The following is a 15,323-nucleotide window of genomic DNA, read 5'->3' as shown; positions in this document are numbered from 1 at the left end:
AAAGGACGACTACCCCGTACAGGATCGCTCGACTCGTGTCAGATTTGCGCGAGAGCGTCTCCAACGTGGCTCTCAGCCACGCGTGGAGTTGATCGAGTAGTGGACGCGCTTGCGCCTGTCGATACGCCTGGCGCACATCGGGTGGTTTGCCCCGGATCTGCTCTTCGATCTTGTAGAGCGCGCCGATGCGTTCCAGGGCCTCGGTATTCAAGGAATTGGGGCGAGCTGCATACAATTCGTAGAACTGCCGCCGGGCATGGGCCCAGCACGCTGCTTCGGCAACCCGTCCCGTTTCGTAGATCGCCTGGTAGCCGCCGTAGGCATCGGCCTGCAACGTCCCGTTGAACGATTCAAGATGCTGCTGCGGGTGGATGCCCTTGCGGTCCGGCGTATAGGCAAACCAGACGGCCGGCGGAGTAGCATCGCCCGACGTCCGGTCGTCACGCACATACACCCACAAGCGTCCAGTTTTAGTCTTGCCATTGCCTGGCGCGAGCACCGGCACTGGCGTATCGTCGGCATGGAGCTTCGTCGCCGCCATGACGTGTCGACGCAGTGTGTCGACGAGTGGTTGCAGCAGCGCCGCACTGTGACCAACCCACTTCGCCAGCAACGAGCGATCCAGCTCGACGCCTTCACGCGCATAGATCACCGACTGTCGGTAGAGCGGCAGGTGATCCGCGAACTTCGCGACCAGCACGTGGGCCAGCAGTCCCGGGCCAGCCATGCCTCGCTCGATGGGGCGGCTCGGCGCAGCAGCCTGGGCGATGTGATCGCAGCATGAACACGCCAGCTTGGGTCGCACATGCCGGATGACCCGGAAGCTCGCTGGCACATATTCGAGCTGTTCGGAGACATCCTCGCCAAGCTGCTTCATCGGCGCACCGCATGCCGTGCAGGTATCACGTGATTCGGGCCAATGAGTCTGGAACTCGCGCGGCAGGTGTTCTGGCAACGGCTTACGTTGTACCTGTTCCGGTGCCGTACGCGGCGTCCTGTGGATCTCGATGGGTGCGGCACCTTCGTCGGCCTCGAGTTCTTCTAGGCGAAGTTCGAGCTGTTCGATCTGGCGGTCCAGCTTCTCCGAGCGACGGCCGAACTGCATGCGGCGCAGCTTTGCAATCAGCAACTTGAGATGCTCGATCTCCGCCTTGTCCGTTGCCGTCGCTGCCTTCTGCGATTCGACCACGTCTTGCAGATGCCCGATGCGGGCATCGCGCTCCAGCAAGAGGGCTTTGAGCGCTTCGATGTCGTCCGGGTACGCGTTCGCCGTCGTCATGCCAGCAGTCTACGCGCCGGCACTCAGGTTTACAACGCCGAGATCGGCTCCGCCGTGCGCACCGGCTGTCGCCAGTCGATGCCTTCCAGCAGCATTGAGAGCTGCGCCTGGCTCAGGCTGACGACACCTCCATCCGCACGAGGCCAGACGAAGCGGCCGCGTTCAAGCCGTTTCATCAGCAGACACATGCCATCACCGCTCCACCAAAGCACCTTGACCAGATCGCCTCGTCGGCCACGGAACACAAACACGTGGCCGCTGAACGGGTCCCGCTCTAGCACGGTCTGCACCTTCGCGGCCAGGCTGTTGAAGCCAGAGCGCATATCGGTCACACCAGCAGCCAGCCACACCCGCGTTCCAGCGGGAAGGCCCGGCATCACGAACCCACTCCCAGCAAGCTCGCCAGCACGAGCTGCAGGACATCAGGCTCGGGCTTGCCTTCGAAACTCACACGCATGCCACGACATTCGATGACGAGCCCGGTCGATCCAATCGGCTCCGGCCTCGGCGGCGATGCTATCTGAACGGGCAGGAATAATTCCGAAGGCTCGGATGCTGACGTCGCAGCTCGCTCATAATCCCGCCGCCACTTCGACACGAGATTCGCGTTCAGGCCATGCGAGCGCGCAACTTCTGCCAGTGAGCTTGCCGGGTCCAGCGTTTCCGCCACGACCTGCGTGCGGAATTCCTTCGAGTAGTTCTTGGAGCCTCGCCGGCGACCCCGCGCCTTGATTTCCATTTCTTCTGGTTCCCACCAAATTCTGGTGGGAACCAGATTGCCGCCTATGGCTCTTCATGAACAGACGGTGCTGGGGCCACGCTTACGAAAGAAGCGGTTGTCGCTTTCAATGGTGTCGATAGCAGCTTCTGCCAGGCTACGATATTCGTCCACCCATCGTTCATGAATGGTGCGGAAGAAGTTGCCGTCTTGCAGCTGTCCAATGTGCTCGAGCTCTCCTTCAGCATTTTTGAAGACACTTGCATTTAGCAGCGTTGCGTGAACGTCCACGACGTGGACCACCAGTTGAATGGCTGCGTCGGAGTGTCGCTTTTCCAGTAGCGACACAACCTCGGAGACTAGTTCCGTAAGTATTGCTACGGTTTCGTCGTCACCGGGATCCTTGGGGCGCCCAAGATCTATTGACCACCGCAGTAGGGTTCGAGCTAGCACGCCGGGCGGGGGAGCATTTCGTACGCTGCAGATAGGCGTCTTGCTGGACGTTGGTGTGCCAGGACATATCGGAAGCAAAAGCCATGGTTGCCGACCAATAGCATCTTGCGCGCTCCAGTCCGTCATTTCGATCTTCTGCGCTTCTTGCAGCCGACTCATCCATAGGCGGATGGCCCAATCAAGTAGACGAAGGCGAATGTCCACGATCCGCAAGCCAGGGCGGCTGGTCAGTTCCACGCAGGCTTCGTCGTCGCCTAGCCGGAACCACTCAATTCTGGGCTGAGTCGGATCGCTATCATCTGGCGTGTTCGGTACCCATCCGTTTTGCTTTGCTGCGAGTAGTAGCTGAGTGGGTAGGCGCAGCGCCATCTCGCGCGGCAGTGCCACATGGACAGCGTAACTGGAGATTGCTCTTAGGCGGTGGGTATCAGAGAGGAAGAGGACTGTGCGGAAAAGGAAAATGCCGGTTAGAACTGCATTGAGGAGAAACCATCCGACGTTGCCCGCCATGAAGGAGGCAACCAAGTCCGCTTCGTGATAGGGAACAAAGAAGTACTGAAAGGTCATCCAGGCAAGTAGGCAGACCGAACTGGTTCCCGAGACGAGCGCTCCGGAGTCCAGAAGATAGACCTTCAGGCCAAGTTTTGCCGTTGCCCGCTGTTGGAGGTTGACAGCAACGAACGCGAACACTATTGGGTAGGACAATGCCGCGAGCGTTGCTTGCGTTCCCCACAGTGCTGTGAAGTAGGGAAGAGAGTCGCTAGCTTTGGCGTGCGCGAGGACTAGTCCGGGATACTCGGGCAGTGTTAAGCAAAGAATCGCGGCAAAGAGGACGGCCGCAAACACTGAGAAGGAAAAGGCAGCGAGATGGTTGCCGCAATACACCAGGCAACCATGCAGTCTTGAGTACTTGGTTGCCCTCCGCTCGGTGTTCTCCCGGCGCCACTGCTTCTTGAAGCGTTTTGCCTGATAACTAAGGGTATTGAAAAAGATCCCATACATTACCGTGCCAAGTGTGCCGTACCACACTGCGGAGTCGAAGTACAGGCATGATAGCGGCAGATTGTGCGTGGAGCGCCATTGGCTGCTTTCGTCGGCGACGGGAGAGTAATTTTCCTGCCGTTTGAGTTGGGTATCAACGAACTGTCAACGCAGTCGGGGGCGTATCTTGGTTAGGGCCCTTGTTGGGCTTGGTTGCAGAACGCCACGGCGCAGCGCCGGGGCCGAGCGCGCCGAAGCCGAGGCGGCGCTAGCGCGCCAACTGCTGGCAGACTTACGCCTGCCGCGCGAGCGGGAGGGCGCCGGTGGGGGCCGGCGCCAACCAGGCAGACAGCAAGGATAGCGACGGCAACGATGACTACGACATGACCATGGCGGAGCTGGCAGCAGCGGGGGGCTTCGATCCGCCGCCCCCTCCACCACCGCCCCCGCCGCCGCCGGTGGTCTGGTACCGCAACGCCGCCGGACAGAACTGGGACGGGACCGGCGAGATGCCGGACTGGCTGTGGCGGGCAGTCAATGCGGGGCAGAGCGGGGAGTCTTATCGGGTCGGATAGCGGCGTCAATACCGAGGGGTCTCCTTGTGATAGCGGATTCTCCTTATCTTGGCGCGCCCGCTTGCCAGATTTCCCTGATGGCTAGTCGACACGTGATAGCTATCCGTAACTTTCGGGCGTCTGTCTTGCGCCACGGTTGCCGACCAAGGACAATACTCCGTCAAGCGCTTTGAGCGCCTGATGCGCAACATTAGATCGGGTCGCCGCATGTCGTCGAGCCGATACCTTCTAGGGAGCGGCCTTGATTAGCGTCTTGCACGCAGATGCGTATTGTGGATTTTCGGGCTGGGTCAGTGACCACGATGCTGTCCACGCGACAGGCGCTCAACCTGTTTTTGTGGGGCGCGTTCTGTGGCCAGGGGCAAGTGAGCCGGAAGATACGGTGATCAAGCTTTACCCAACCGATTCGTGCGGCGTGGCAAACGAGGTCATCGGCTTTACGGCGAATGCCGTAAGGGGAGTCGACCAGCCAGCGAGGGGAGGAGTCATTCTGCTGAACCGGGAGATGTTGCCAGTCTTCGATGCCGATGTCACAGCCTACGTAGATCGGAGTACAGGTCTGGCCGTGTGCTGGGCTGCCACGTTGGTGCAGAATGCCAAACCGTTCCGGTTCTTGCGCCGTCTGTCCACTTTCGACCAGGATCAGCTTGCCGCTTTCTTTAGAAGCAAGTTTGCTCACATCCTCACTGGTGTTGACCATGCCACAGGTAACAGCGATCGAAGTGATGCCAACTTCTTATACTTGGACGATATGAAGTACGTTGCCATCGACCAAGGCGCGGTAGGTGGAGGCCCTTATTGGCATTCCTCCTGGCCAGACGAGACGGCCGGAAATCAACTCAACCTCGCGGCACAGAGGGAGATGACGGCATCCCAACTTTCGTCGTGGTATGCATCAGTGCTACAGGAGGGTCTTAAGACGCAAGACATCTGGCCGGAAGTGTCAAACCAACTGCGTAGGGACTTAATCGGCCTCCTGGACTCGGAGCAGATCGACACGATCGTTGAATACATGAGCACGCGCGCCAGCAATGGTACGCTTGCGCAAGCTTGCGGGCGCTTAATCTAATGGACCTCTCACTTCTTCTTTCGCGAACAGCGGCCGTACGCGAGCCAGTCTTTACTGGAGAGTGGGCGACCGTTTTCTTCCGTCCGGACCTGGCCAGTCAGCAGGACTTTGTCATAGGCGTCGCGGCGGTGATCAAGGGGGACGAGCGTCCGCTCCTTCGATGGCTTCCGGCGTTTAACAAGCTTTCAAGTCTTTATGGAGATGCGCTGAGCGGAACTGACCTTCGTGATTTGGTGAAAGGCATCGAAAACGCTATTGGCGCCAGCTTCCGAGAGGGTCTCTCCAAAGCAGCGACTGGGACGCCACACGTGCGGATGGTGAGTTGCGGTTACCTTGCCACGGATCATGTCGAGAAGGAACTCACAAGCTTGCTCAAACGCCAAGCTGGCGCTCTTTGGGTCGATGTTGCGCCACGCGAATCGCCGATGGATGATGATTGGGCATACATGGAGATGCGCAAAGCCCTGGCTTCGTTATCGAGAAAGATCTTTGTGCCAAATCGTGAATTGACCATCGGCGCAAGGAAACTGCATGTGGGACTAGACAATGGGAAGAGTTTTGGGAATATTCTCTCAGCCCGATATTCCAGTATGCAAACTGTCGAGCGTCACGTCTATAAGTCGCTAAAAGACGTTCTTGTTGCGCACAATCTTACACATCGACACGCGGCGCCACCCGCGCTGTTCGTTGTCTTGCCTGATCCGGAGACGCCGGTCGAAATGGCAATAGCGAAAAAGACCGGCCAGTTGCTTGAGGAAGTGCAGGATATGGGCGTCGTTTCGTATTCCGATACGCGGCCCGATGCTCTGGCTGGGCAACTCGAAGGCTGGCTCATAACAAATCGCTAAGCGGCCTATCAACCCACCTCGGCGAGCTTTTTCTTGACAGTGGTTGTGCTGCCAGACCTACACACATTTCGGTGCGCCGAGAGGGGGTCCCTTTGATTTCCGCGCAATTTACTGGGGTAGCCACCCCTAGCACCCATACGGGTTTCCGGGCGATGCTCAGTTGAAATCGCCGTCAAATCAGACACTTGCTGACTTGTCCTTTTCCGCCATTTCCCAATGGTCCTACTCCACTGGAGCCCTGGCACGGGCCGGCCGAGCGGCTACCCACTCCGTAGCCATCACCAGAATCTGCGGAATTGCGCCGCCTGATTGGCTGGTGGGAGCCGCCAGGGGCGCGGGCCGCTGTCCGACCTCACGCGCCAGCTCCTGCTCGCCTACTGCCAGGCCTTGCGACAGGGCGCGGCCAGCCCCGACGGTCGCGGCGATCGCACACGCCGAACGCCGTTGGCCGACGCCACCCGCATGCGCGCTGGACTCGTAACAGCAACCTATTGATTTAATGGGAATTTCAGGTGGGCATAGTCCGGAGAGCCGCATGAATGCTAGGGGTCGCTACACATTCAAATTGCAGAGAAATCAAAGGGACCCCGGTCAGGGGCCAAAATTGGAAGCACCCAGCATGAGTTGCATATATGGATGCGCGCAGCGCGTCCTCGGAGCGCTTCCACACGGCCTCGGCCGTTGGCCGACGCTGACGGCAATCAGGTAGTCAAGGTCGAAAATGTCGTAGCGCCGGTGCGGGCCATCTTATCCATCTTGTGACGCCACCCGCCACGTCGGAATGCCGACCCCGAAACTATCAAACCACTCCCGAATCCCGTCCGCCACAAAGCTTGGATCACAGGTAGCGGCGTCTGGAACGCATGCTTGGATGAGGTCTTCGACGTCAAAACGTCGTTCAGGCTGCGCCCGCCAGACGCGGTCGCAAGCTGGGATGGCGAGGTGCTGGTCTTGGATGGGGGCGTAACGCATGGCGCAGACAGGAAATGAAGTTTCCCATATTGACGGCCGCCTCGCCGATTTCTTGATCCATCCATTGCACTTCCGACAAGCCAATTGGCGACGGGAACTGGACCGTCAGGTCCTGGCTCAGCGTCATGGGGGTTTCAAGCCAGTCCGGCCAATTCCGGATTTTCAGTCCGGCGAACTGGAGTAGTCCGGCTAATTCCGGTTTCCTACAATCGGGTCATATGGCAAACGACAGCAGCAACAAAGGCGCTCCCCTCTCACGGTTTTTGACATAGCCCCCCCGTATGTCTATTGCCGATCGCGGGGCAACACCAAGGCCGGCCAGAAGGCAAGGCGCGGCGCGGGGCCGACCGACATTCCACGACCTTCCGCGGCAGATGTCGCCAAAGGGCAACGCGCTTCGTGTGTCTGGCGGCCAGTCTCGCATTGACGTTGAGCGCTGTTGCCGTTCCGAGCGCGACACGGGGATGGTCCTTTTGCTGCAATTGGATAGCCGATGGTAGTAAGTCGCCAAGCATACGTCCTTCCCGTTTATCGATATAGTGGGCGGCTAAACGCCGCCCACTATATCGATAAAAATTCGCTAGGCTGCATCGTCCGCCTACTATCGCTTGAATCGCGGGGTCCAAGACTCGATAAGAGATCGCTCTTCCTCCTCGTCTTCTGGGGAGGGTAGGTCGATGTCGTAAAGCACTGTCAGTGTTTTGCCATAGCGGCCAAGACCAACAACGTCTTCGCAGATCTCGATGCTGCGTCGGCCGCCGAACCAGTGTTGGAGATTTGAACCTTCTTCGACGCGGTTCCCGTGTCGCACATTGACCGGGTCCTGGTTGAACGCGTAGGTGGCTGTATTTTGCGGTACCGCTTTCCGCTTCCTAAGCCAATCAATCCCATCAAGATTCCTTAGCGCCTCAGACATAAAACAGTGGTCAATGATGCCGCTGCGGCTAACGATGATCGCCACAGCCTCGCGAGTGCATTGCGCATATCGAATTGCCGTGGCATGGATGGACGTCTTGCACAGCACCGCAAGTCTTTCGATAGCCGCAAGACCGACACCGGCACGCTCAAGTGCCGGAAAGAACAGATGGCGAGGCATCAGGAAGCTTGCGGCAAAGCGATCGGCCTCCGCTTCATACTTGTCTCCAGACAAATATCCTGCGCGTGACACATGCGAGCCGGCGTCGCCAACGATGACGGCATCTACGTGGCCGGGCAGGTAGTAGTGGCCTAGCTCGTGACCGACGCTGAAGTTCTCAAAGCCTTCATTCTCATGGTGCGTGGCATAGGCAATGGCGAAGTCATTGCCATACCGGACAAGCATTCCTGAGACACCTTCATTTTCCATGGGCTTCGCGACCACCTCGATGCCGCAGTCGCGAGCGATTGCTTTAGGGTCGACCGGAAGTGCAGCGATCCCAAGGCCCTTGATGATCTGTTCCGCGGCGAGAGAGGCAAAGGCATAGGGATCGGCTTTTATCATTATTTGCCTTTTTCCTGCGCGCGCTTGGCAAGCATGGTTATCAGATCGTCGGCCATCTTTCGGTCCGATGGTTGAAGTGACCCATAATGCCTATGAAGGCGATCCGCTCCAGCCAGAGCCTTGAAGTCCTCAACACGGCCTAGAAGGTAATCAGTAGTGACATCAAGGCTGTCAGCCAAGATGCGCAAGTTATCAAAGGATGGTTTTCGGGTGCCAGTTTCGAAGTGAGAAATCGCGGACGGCTGCATCCCGGCCTTTTGGGCTAGTTCGCCCTGGTTCAGGCCGCGATACTCACGCGCCGTTCGCAATCGACTTGGAAAGACGGCGGACGGTGAGGTGGGCGGGGGTGTTGACTGCGACATGACGAAAGCGTATAGTAAAAATTGACTGATTCGTCATGGCCCCGCGGGGCCTCTCTTTCGGTCAGGAGCATGACGAATTCGTCATATTGTAGATGACGCTTCTGGCAGCAGCAAGAAAGAAAGGAAGATTGTTATGGCTGACGCACGTGTAACTTGTATCAGTAAGCCCAACCCACAGAGCCCGCACGAACACATCACACATCTGGGTAATCCAGCCGCGGATTGGATGTGGACACGCGAACAGGTAATCCAAAGCATCGATGCCAAGACCAACACGTTCTATGTGTTGGACCCGTCTACAGGCAAGCGCGCCGACATTGGCGTGGTCCGGGACGCTGGGAAGGCACCGTATCTGCGCACACATGCGGACGGCCGCTGGAACAACAACCTGCTGGCGCTGAACCAGTGTCCGTTGTAGTAACGCCAATCTACCTAAGGAGGTCCCTATGGTGACCACGAAGAAGCCGGGTGAAAGCACCGGAAACAAGGGCGGGATCTACCAGGAGATTGGTCCGCGCGGTGGCAAGCAGCGGAACTACGCCACAGTGCCAGACAACAGGTCACTGCCCACGACGACTAAGCCTGGGCGTACCTGGACTCCAGTAAAGATCACGCCGAACAGCAGTCGCTAATCATCGCGTCACTTTCTACGGGCAGCTGGAATGCCCGGTTTGAGGCCGACACCGTTCACCAGTGCAATGGGGGCCGAGTTAACTTGCATTGAAGTGATGTGTTGTATGCATTGTTGTGCGTGCAATGACGCACGTTTAGACCTTTGAATTACTGCCTAACGAGGACCACTATGAATCCCCATGAGTTTCAGATTTTCATCAACACGGACCCCAAGAAGGTGACGGGCCCACAAATCACTTTCGAGAAAGTTTTGGAGTTGGCCAACATTAACGTGTCGGGCGTTGACCTTGGCTTGTATGACGTGGATTGGAAGCACGGTCATAAGGTGGGAAGCTTGACGCCCGGTCAATCGGTGGATCTCGAGAATGGGATGAAATTTGATGCTGGCAAATCGAACCGCTCCTAATGCCGACTTGCAGCGTCTCGTTGACGAGGGTTACGAGATCAGCCTTGAAGGCAGCCACCTGATCGTCCACAGGGTGCCTTATGTCAAGCAGTCCCGTACGCTTGGCTATGGGACTATGATTTCGACGTACGCCGAGCATGCCGGCGTACCCGCGATCCTCGACCACTGGGTGTTTTTTACTGGGTCGATTCCATACAGGGATGACGGTGTTTCGCTGGAAAGTGCGATGGTGGCTAATTCCACTCCCCAGACTGTGGCGGGGCGAACTGCACTTTGCCAACTTTCATATAAGCCGGAACCAATCGGCGATATGCTCAGTTGCTATTACAACAAGCTGACCCACTACATTCGCAAACTAGGCAGCTACGCTTCGGCCATTGATTCCACGGCTAGTGCGCGCGGGAGGGGTAGCTTTACACGCCGGGACACGGCGTCGGTTTTTCACTATCCGAACTGGGCCACTGCGAGGGCCGGGCTCGAAGCATACGAGGCCAAACTTGAGCTTAAAAAGGTGGCGATCGTCGGGCTAGGTGGAACCGGGGCTTATATTCTCGACGGTCTGGCGAAGACGCCGGTGGCAGAGATTCACCTGTTTGATGGTGATATCATCGAGCCACATAATGCGTTCCGGGTGCCGGGCGCACTGCCAATAGAAACTGTGTACGGTAAGCACAAGAAGACGGACCTTCTGCAGCAAACCTTCAGCCAGTTCAGAACCGGCATTGTTAGTCATCCGGAGATGGTGGCCGAAGCCAACCTCGGGCAATTGCACGATTGTCAGTTTGTATTTATTGCGGTCGACCATGGCCCGTCGCGCGGTCTCATCGCACGGTACTTGGCGAACGCCCGTATCCCGTTCATTGATGTAGGCATTGGTGTGGACAAGAAGCCGGATCTTCTCAAGCTACACGGCCGGGCGCGGGTAACATTGGTCACACCAGACACCGCGTATCTGGTTGACTCCCTTCCGACTGCCGATGATTCCGATGAGGCAGTCTATGGCAACATTCAATTGGCTGAGCTCAATTCGATCAACGCAAATTTAGCCTTAATCCGATACAAGCAGCATCTGCAGTTCTTTACGGATGAAATCTCGCCAAACGTGATCAATTATAAGTGCTCCTGGAACCAGTGCACCCATCAATGAAGATACGCACGATCCGCCCGGAATATGTGGAACATTTTCCAGCCAATTTAGAAGAGGGCGTCCTTTATATTAGTGAGGAGTTCGAGACTGCTGCCCATCTTTGCTGCTGTGGTTGCGGTGAAAAGGTTATCACACCGCTAAACCCAGCGAAATGGCGAATCCGGAAAGAGGGAGAGGCGGTGACCCTTTTGCCATCTGTTGGAAACTGGAAATACGCCTGTAAGTCACACTACAACATAATCCGGAACCAGGTAATCAAGGCCGGAGCATTCGATGCCAAAGCCATTGAATCGGTACGGCAGCGTGATCGGCGCGACATGGAGCGCTATGTCAGTCGAACCAATGCCGCGTCGGAAAGGCAGACTGGGAACAACCCTCCAACCTCGGGAACAGCGCCGGGACTTATTCGTCAGCTGATAGATTTGCTGCGCAAGTGGTGGAACACTTAGTTCTGCGCCTTTATCGGTAGGCGCCAGACCCCGCTAGTCGGTGGTTGAGGGGGATTTCGAACTACGATATAAGGGGCAATACCTGAAGCCGAGAGAGGGCGCTGTGGTGCACGCAAGGACCAAAACCGAAGTGGCAACCATCAAGCTAACGTTGCAATTCCGGGGGGGCTTGGGAGGCGGCGACCGTTGGAAAAGGTCGCCGATTTGCCAACATGTTTGAAGTGCTTATCCTTGGCTACCGCCAGTGCCACAGCATTGAGGTGCTGGCCATCGATCATCGGACGACGAGCCCGTGCCGCTCAAGAAGTCTGTCGCCAAGAAGGTGGTGAAATGAGGGACCTCGTTCCTCAGGTCGTCTCGCTGCCGCCGCTGCACGGGGGAAATATTCCATGAGTCAACCCGTGTTCTTCGAGGCCGAGCGCAAACGTTTCTTCAGGCCCCTGAACAGCTCACGTCGGGAGCTCGTTGTCGCTTGCTTGCGCGCTTTGTACGAGCGCCTGCACGGGCCAGCAGCCGACTATGCGCACACAATGACGCGTGACTTGCTACGCGAACTGCTCATGGCGGTCGTGCGTGACAACCCCGACCGGCTGACCACGGAAGCTGAGCCCGACGAATTCAGCAGCGCAGACGGTGAGCCAGTGCAACTGACGAACCTGCTGATGCGGGCCCTTCTGACCGACGGCTGGCTTGAACAGTTCGCAGACCGGCATGGCCTGGTCACGGCATTTCGATTCTCGCGCCCGGGCAAACTCCTTGCCGAGGCGCTCTGGATGCTTGACCGGCCGGGTCGAAGTCGCCAGCGAAACATGCGCGGCTGCCGCAATGCGCTCGAAGCAGCGCTTCAAGCCCGCGGCGATGCTCACGACCTGGTCGACGCCTACGAGTACGCCGAGAAGGTTATCGAGGACCTAACCGAAGGCATCGATTACTTCCAGGAACTCGTGCGCCACCTAATGCAGACAGCCTCGGTCCAACGGCAATGGAGCGAATTCGTCGAATTTCTTGACCGTTTCCAGCGCGAGTACTCCAAGCAGTTGACCGCGGACAATGCGATGCTCAACCGGGAAGCCATTCGACAGAACCTCGAGCGACTGCGCCAGGTAAACGATGCGAAGTTTCGTCGGATTGACGAGCAGTTGCACGACATCGCCCACTGGGCGGCAAAGGAGCACACTGGACCAACCGTCTACGAATGGCTACTGGGTCGAATCGAAGCAAAGCGTAGGTGGTCAGGATGAGATCATGCTCGCCGATCTGGTCAAAGCGCTCGTGACGCTGGGATCCGTGCAGAGCCAGCACGCGTAGCCTCGGAGTGAAGCGCTGCGCTTCCTCGCACCAGTTGTGCATGAGCGTGGTCGGCACGACGATCAGTGCTGGCCGGTCCAGCCTGCCACGTTCCTTTTCGGTGAGGATGTGTGCAAGTGCCTGGATGGTCTTGCCGAGGCCCATATCGTCGGCAAGCACGCCGGATAGCCCGTGCTCGCGCAGGAACTGCATCCAGGCAAGTCCCTGGCGCTGGTAAGCACGCAGGTCGGCCTTCAGCCCACGCGGCACTGGCACGTCCGTCACGCCACGACCCGCCATCAGACGCTGCGCGAGCAATCGGATCGATGCGTCGCCATGAAACTGCCAGCGCCCGGTCTGATCCAGGGCATGGAGTCGCGCCGCATCCCACTTGGAAATGCGCATGCCGGTGCCCAGCGAGTCGAACAGGTCGATCAGCACGCGCACGACCGGCTTGAGCCGGTCCGCCCGTAGGCGCAGCCGTTCGTTGCGATCGGTTTTCAGGTCGATCGCTTCGTCGTCAGCGATGGTCTCGAGCTGGCCTGACAGCCAGCGCGAGTCCCGACGAAAGAGGTCTGCCAGCAGTAGTTCCAGGCGCACCGTGCGACCATTGACGGTGATGCCCATCTCGACGTCAAACCAGCCATCGCCGGTCGGACGCAAGTTGCCGTCAATGGCCTCGATCTCGATCACGTTGTGTCGAAACGCGTCGGTCATGACGACGCGCCAGCCGCTTGCCCGGAGCGCGGGCAATACCAGCGTCATGAGGTCTGGCCAGCCGCCGTCATCCTCGGGGCCCAGCAAGCCAGGCGGAAACGCTTTCGGGCCCTGAGCGCGATGGGCCGGAATCTTTCGGAAACCGGCCTTCTGTAGCTCTGTCAGACGTTTGCGCTCGAGCTCAGTTGACCTTCGGATCTGTATGACTTCACCGCCAGCGGTTCGAACCAGGGTCGTGTTGCTGTTTGCGGGAAGGCTGTGACTCGCGTAATCAAAGCTGACCGTCGCAAAATCCAATCCGCCCTGGGAAGCAGACGGCGACCAGCCCGCGCCCCAGACCGGCAGGGTATCCAGAGCCAGGACTGGGACCGGTACGGAGTCGATCATCTGAATGGACGACGCGTCGGCCGCTGGTGGCGCAGGGAGGTCCGGGGCAATTTCACGTAGCACACTGCCAACGAGTGCCGCTTCGTCGAGCGTGATGGCCGGCATCGACAGGAAATCCGCGACCTGCTCCGCGGGCCACGGTAAGGCGAGGAGTCCGGATTCGCCCGAATGCGCATCCACATACCAGCATGGCTGGGTGGTCGTCAGCAACAGGGTGGCGGGTGGCTCGGCCTGCAAGACTGGCCGCACGCGTGAGTCGGCCTGCGCTTGCCACGTAATCTGTGCGCTGCGTGCGGGCCCGCTGTGCACGAGACAGGGCGTTCCGGGGTGCATCGTACCCACAGCGGAAGAGGCAAACAGGCGGCCGGTAGCGATCAGCTTCTCCAGGGTAGCGGCACCGGTTGTGCCCTCTAAACTGAAACCTCCGGAATAGGCGCCAGAGCGGCCCAGCCACAGCCCGCGCAGGATCGGCAGATCTTCCTCGGTGACAAATTTCGGCGGCTGGATCAGCGCTTTCTCCACGTTCTGCCACGGATCGTCCAGCGAGCGAATCGTCCCGTCAGCGCCCACGCGGGCCTTGTACAGAAAGATCTCGGCGCCGCGATAGGATTGTTCAATCACGTAAGCCAGTGCATGCGTGGCTTTGGCAGACTTTTTCTTGGCAGCGGGAGTGGCCGCCGTGCGTCGGGCGCGAAAACCTTCGAGCCAGGTCACCAGTTCGGCGCGCACGCCAGTGGCCGATGGCTTGGGCTGAAGCGCAAGCCCGGCGATCAGCAGCGCGGCAACGTGCTTGCAGTCAACGCCGACCGGACACGTGCATTCCCCTTCCACCCACATGTCTTCGTCGATGTCGTGGAAATACGCACGCACGTCGTACGGACGCGAACGTGTGCCTTGCACCAGACCCGCTAAAGTATCCCCGTCGATCCAGCGGAGTTCCGAGACTGCGCTCGCATAGGAGCGGGCCTTGGACACCGTGAAGGAGTCCAGCCATGCTGCGATTTGCCTGGGGTCGTAGGAGACAGACATCGGCCGAGGGCTTCAGGTTGACAACGCGGGGAGCATTCTACGCGGGGAGGCTGCCGGCGGATATGGAAACGATCCAGTTCCGTCAAGCCCGAACGGTCTGGACATGCCGGCGTCGGTCAGAGGGGAGGGCGCCGAGTGGCGCAGCCAAGGCGTCGAGGCCCGGCGCAGGGTGATCAGGATGGAGGCGTACGGGCGCGACTGCCGCCAGCGATGTATCGCCCACTTGTGTCCAGTCGTGGTGACAGCGGTCCCACCAAGCGGCGTCTTCGCTGTCGCTGGCCACGGGTCGAGGGCGCGCCGGTATTGGGTCTGGACGATGACCATGGTGGCAGAACGAATCGAATTGCGATGCGGGCTGTGCACGCCTCCGCTACGATGATGCCATGCTTCGAGCATGGTGCCCACGAGGTGCGCGGCTGCGCAGGCTGGCCCAGTCCGCAGCCGGGGACTGCCTGACGCCGCTGGTCAGTGGTCACATTGGGGGATTGCGGCGTCAGCTCTCCTCTGGCCGGTGCACCGAGGCGAGCGAAA

15 protein-coding genes and 2 pseudogenes are annotated in these 15,323 nt (G+C 58.9%); 9 read left to right on the top strand and 8 right to left on the bottom strand.

From position 1 onward, the window contains the following. Positions 1 to 10 precede the first annotated feature (10 nt). From tnpC to RALTA_RS27120, 4 genes and pseudogenes are all read right to left on the bottom strand, one after another. Positions 11 to 1,279 (bottom strand): annotated as a pseudogene (tnpC, locus tag RALTA_RS27130) (IS66 family transposase); the annotation flags it as partial. Between the two features lie 29 nt (positions 1,280 to 1,308). After that, positions 1,309 to 1,656, bottom strand: coding sequence for an IS66 family insertion sequence element accessory protein TnpB (gene tnpB, locus RALTA_RS27125; protein ID WP_012354502.1), 348 nt, complete (start codon positions 1,654 to 1,656; stop codon positions 1,309 to 1,311). Beyond that, a complete protein-coding gene (tnpA, locus tag RALTA_RS29430) occupies positions 1,656 to 2,018 on the bottom strand; it encodes an IS66-like element accessory protein TnpA (protein WP_012354501.1) in 363 nt (120 codons plus the stop codon). Before tnpA ends, tnpB begins: the two co-directional genes overlap by 1 nt. 54 nt (positions 2,019 to 2,072) lie before the next feature. Next, complete coding sequence (locus RALTA_RS27120) at positions 2,073 to 3,479, bottom strand: hypothetical protein (protein ID WP_012354500.1); 1,407 nt, start codon at positions 3,477 to 3,479, stop codon at positions 2,073 to 2,075. 335 nt (positions 3,480 to 3,814) lie between these two features. On the opposite strand from RALTA_RS27120, the gene RALTA_RS30855 reads away from it, so the two are divergent. The 3 genes from RALTA_RS30855 (at position 3,815) to RALTA_RS29415 (ending at position 5,923) form a co-directional block, all read left to right on the top strand. Continuing rightward, positions 3,815 to 4,006 (top strand): hypothetical protein, encoded by a 192-nt coding sequence (locus tag RALTA_RS30855; protein WP_012354498.1) that lies wholly within the window; start codon positions 3,815 to 3,817, stop codon positions 4,004 to 4,006. 241 nt (positions 4,007 to 4,247) lie between these two features. Next, complete coding sequence (locus RALTA_RS27115) at positions 4,248 to 5,075, top strand: hypothetical protein (RefSeq protein ID WP_012354497.1); 828 nt, start codon at positions 4,248 to 4,250, stop codon at positions 5,073 to 5,075. Next, positions 5,075 to 5,923, top strand: a complete 849-nt coding sequence (locus tag RALTA_RS29415) for a hypothetical protein (RefSeq protein ID WP_012354496.1) — start codon at positions 5,075 to 5,077, stop codon at positions 5,921 to 5,923. The genes RALTA_RS27115 and RALTA_RS29415 overlap by 1 nt, the downstream gene beginning before the upstream one ends. A gap of 898 nt (positions 5,924 to 6,821) precedes the next feature. Here RALTA_RS29415 and RALTA_RS30465 read toward each other — a convergent pair. The 3 genes from RALTA_RS30465 to RALTA_RS29395 form a co-directional block, all read right to left on the bottom strand. After that, the gene (locus RALTA_RS30465) at positions 6,822 to 7,022 is read right to left on the bottom strand and encodes a hypothetical protein (RefSeq protein WP_155892727.1); all 201 of its coding nucleotides are present in this window, start codon (positions 7,020 to 7,022) and stop codon (positions 6,822 to 6,824) included. A gap of 474 nt (positions 7,023 to 7,496) precedes the next feature. Next, the gene (locus tag RALTA_RS27110) at positions 7,497 to 8,375 is read right to left on the bottom strand and encodes an ImmA/IrrE family metallo-endopeptidase (RefSeq protein WP_012354492.1); all 879 of its coding nucleotides are present in this window, start codon (positions 8,373 to 8,375) and stop codon (positions 7,497 to 7,499) included. Further along, a complete protein-coding gene (locus tag RALTA_RS29395) occupies positions 8,375 to 8,737 on the bottom strand; it encodes a helix-turn-helix domain-containing protein (protein WP_012354491.1) in 363 nt (120 codons plus the stop codon). Before RALTA_RS29395 ends, RALTA_RS27110 begins: the two co-directional genes overlap by 1 nt. Before the next feature lie 133 nt (positions 8,738 to 8,870). Here RALTA_RS29395 and RALTA_RS27100 point away from each other — a divergent pair, with 133 nt between their 5' ends. The 6 genes from RALTA_RS27100 to RALTA_RS31120 all read left to right on the top strand — a co-directional run bounded on the left by RALTA_RS27100 (position 8,871) and on the right by RALTA_RS31120 (position 12,613). Next, positions 8,871 to 9,155 (top strand): DUF3892 domain-containing protein, encoded by a 285-nt coding sequence (locus RALTA_RS27100; RefSeq protein ID WP_025586725.1) that lies wholly within the window; start codon positions 8,871 to 8,873, stop codon positions 9,153 to 9,155. A gap of 28 nt (positions 9,156 to 9,183) precedes the next feature. Next, positions 9,184 to 9,369: a hypothetical protein gene (locus RALTA_RS30850; RefSeq protein WP_012354489.1), complete on the top strand. Its 186-nt coding sequence runs from the start codon at positions 9,184 to 9,186 to the stop codon at positions 9,367 to 9,369. Between the two features lie 170 nt (positions 9,370 to 9,539). Then, complete coding sequence (locus tag RALTA_RS27095; RefSeq protein ID WP_012354488.1) at positions 9,540 to 9,776, top strand: multiubiquitin domain-containing protein; 237 nt, start codon at positions 9,540 to 9,542, stop codon at positions 9,774 to 9,776. Beyond that, complete coding sequence (locus tag RALTA_RS27090) at positions 9,751 to 10,923, top strand: ThiF family adenylyltransferase (RefSeq protein ID WP_081479539.1); 1,173 nt, start codon at positions 9,751 to 9,753, stop codon at positions 10,921 to 10,923. Before RALTA_RS27095 ends, RALTA_RS27090 begins: the two co-directional genes overlap by 26 nt. After that, on the top strand, positions 10,920 to 11,372 hold the full coding sequence (locus tag RALTA_RS29385) for a DUF6527 family protein (protein ID WP_012354486.1): 453 nt from the start codon (positions 10,920 to 10,922) through the stop codon (positions 11,370 to 11,372). The genes RALTA_RS27090 and RALTA_RS29385 overlap by 4 nt, the downstream gene beginning before the upstream one ends. A 389-nt stretch (positions 11,373 to 11,761) precedes the next feature. Further along, the gene (locus RALTA_RS31120; protein ID WP_012354485.1) at positions 11,762 to 12,613 is read left to right on the top strand and encodes a hypothetical protein; all 852 of its coding nucleotides are present in this window, start codon (positions 11,762 to 11,764) and stop codon (positions 12,611 to 12,613) included. Here the strand turns inward: RALTA_RS31120 and RALTA_RS27080 are convergent. Next, positions 12,588 to 14,792: pseudogene (locus RALTA_RS27080) on the bottom strand (SNF2-related protein); the annotation flags it as partial. The gene RALTA_RS31120 and the pseudogene RALTA_RS27080 overlap by 26 nt on opposite strands. Positions 14,793 to 15,323 lie beyond the last annotated feature (531 nt).

The organism is Cupriavidus taiwanensis LMG 19424 (assembly GCF_000069785.1).
Classification (GTDB): domain Bacteria; phylum Pseudomonadota; class Gammaproteobacteria; order Burkholderiales; family Burkholderiaceae; genus Cupriavidus; species Cupriavidus taiwanensis.
Note: the sequence above shows the minus strand (reverse complement) of the source record. Positions and strands in the feature narration are given on the sequence as shown.

Excerpts from the sequence above, each read along its gene's own strand:
- tnpB (WP_012354502.1), bottom strand. The coding sequence starts at position 1,656 with ATGCCGGGCCTTCCCGCTGGAACGCGGGTGTGGCTGGCTGCTGGTGTG.
- RALTA_RS29395 (WP_012354491.1), bottom strand. The coding sequence starts at position 8,737 with ATGTCGCAGTCAACACCCCCGCCCACCTCACCGTCCGCCGTCTTTCCA.
- RALTA_RS27110 (WP_012354492.1), bottom strand. The coding sequence starts at position 8,375 with ATGATAAAAGCCGATCCCTATGCCTTTGCCTCTCTCGCCGCGGAACAG.
- RALTA_RS27095 (WP_012354488.1), top strand. The coding sequence starts at position 9,540 with ATGAATCCCCATGAGTTTCAGATTTTCATCAACACGGACCCCAAGAAG.
- RALTA_RS29385 (WP_012354486.1), top strand. The coding sequence starts at position 10,920 with ATGAAGATACGCACGATCCGCCCGGAATATGTGGAACATTTTCCAGCC.
- RALTA_RS31120 (WP_012354485.1), top strand. The coding sequence starts at position 11,762 with ATGAGTCAACCCGTGTTCTTCGAGGCCGAGCGCAAACGTTTCTTCAGG.
- RALTA_RS27090 (WP_081479539.1), top strand. The coding sequence starts at position 9,751 with ATGCTGGCAAATCGAACCGCTCCTAATGCCGACTTGCAGCGTCTCGTT.
- RALTA_RS30465 (WP_155892727.1), bottom strand. The coding sequence starts at position 7,022 with ATGACGCTGAGCCAGGACCTGACGGTCCAGTTCCCGTCGCCAATTGGC.
- tnpA (WP_012354501.1), bottom strand. The coding sequence starts at position 2,018 with ATGGAAATCAAGGCGCGGGGTCGCCGGCGAGGCTCCAAGAACTACTCG.
- RALTA_RS27100 (WP_025586725.1), top strand. The coding sequence starts at position 8,871 with ATGGCTGACGCACGTGTAACTTGTATCAGTAAGCCCAACCCACAGAGC.
- RALTA_RS29415 (WP_012354496.1), top strand. The coding sequence starts at position 5,075 with ATGGACCTCTCACTTCTTCTTTCGCGAACAGCGGCCGTACGCGAGCCA.
- RALTA_RS30850 (WP_012354489.1), top strand. The coding sequence starts at position 9,184 with ATGGTGACCACGAAGAAGCCGGGTGAAAGCACCGGAAACAAGGGCGGG.
- RALTA_RS30855 (WP_012354498.1), top strand. The coding sequence starts at position 3,815 with ATGACCATGGCGGAGCTGGCAGCAGCGGGGGGCTTCGATCCGCCGCCC.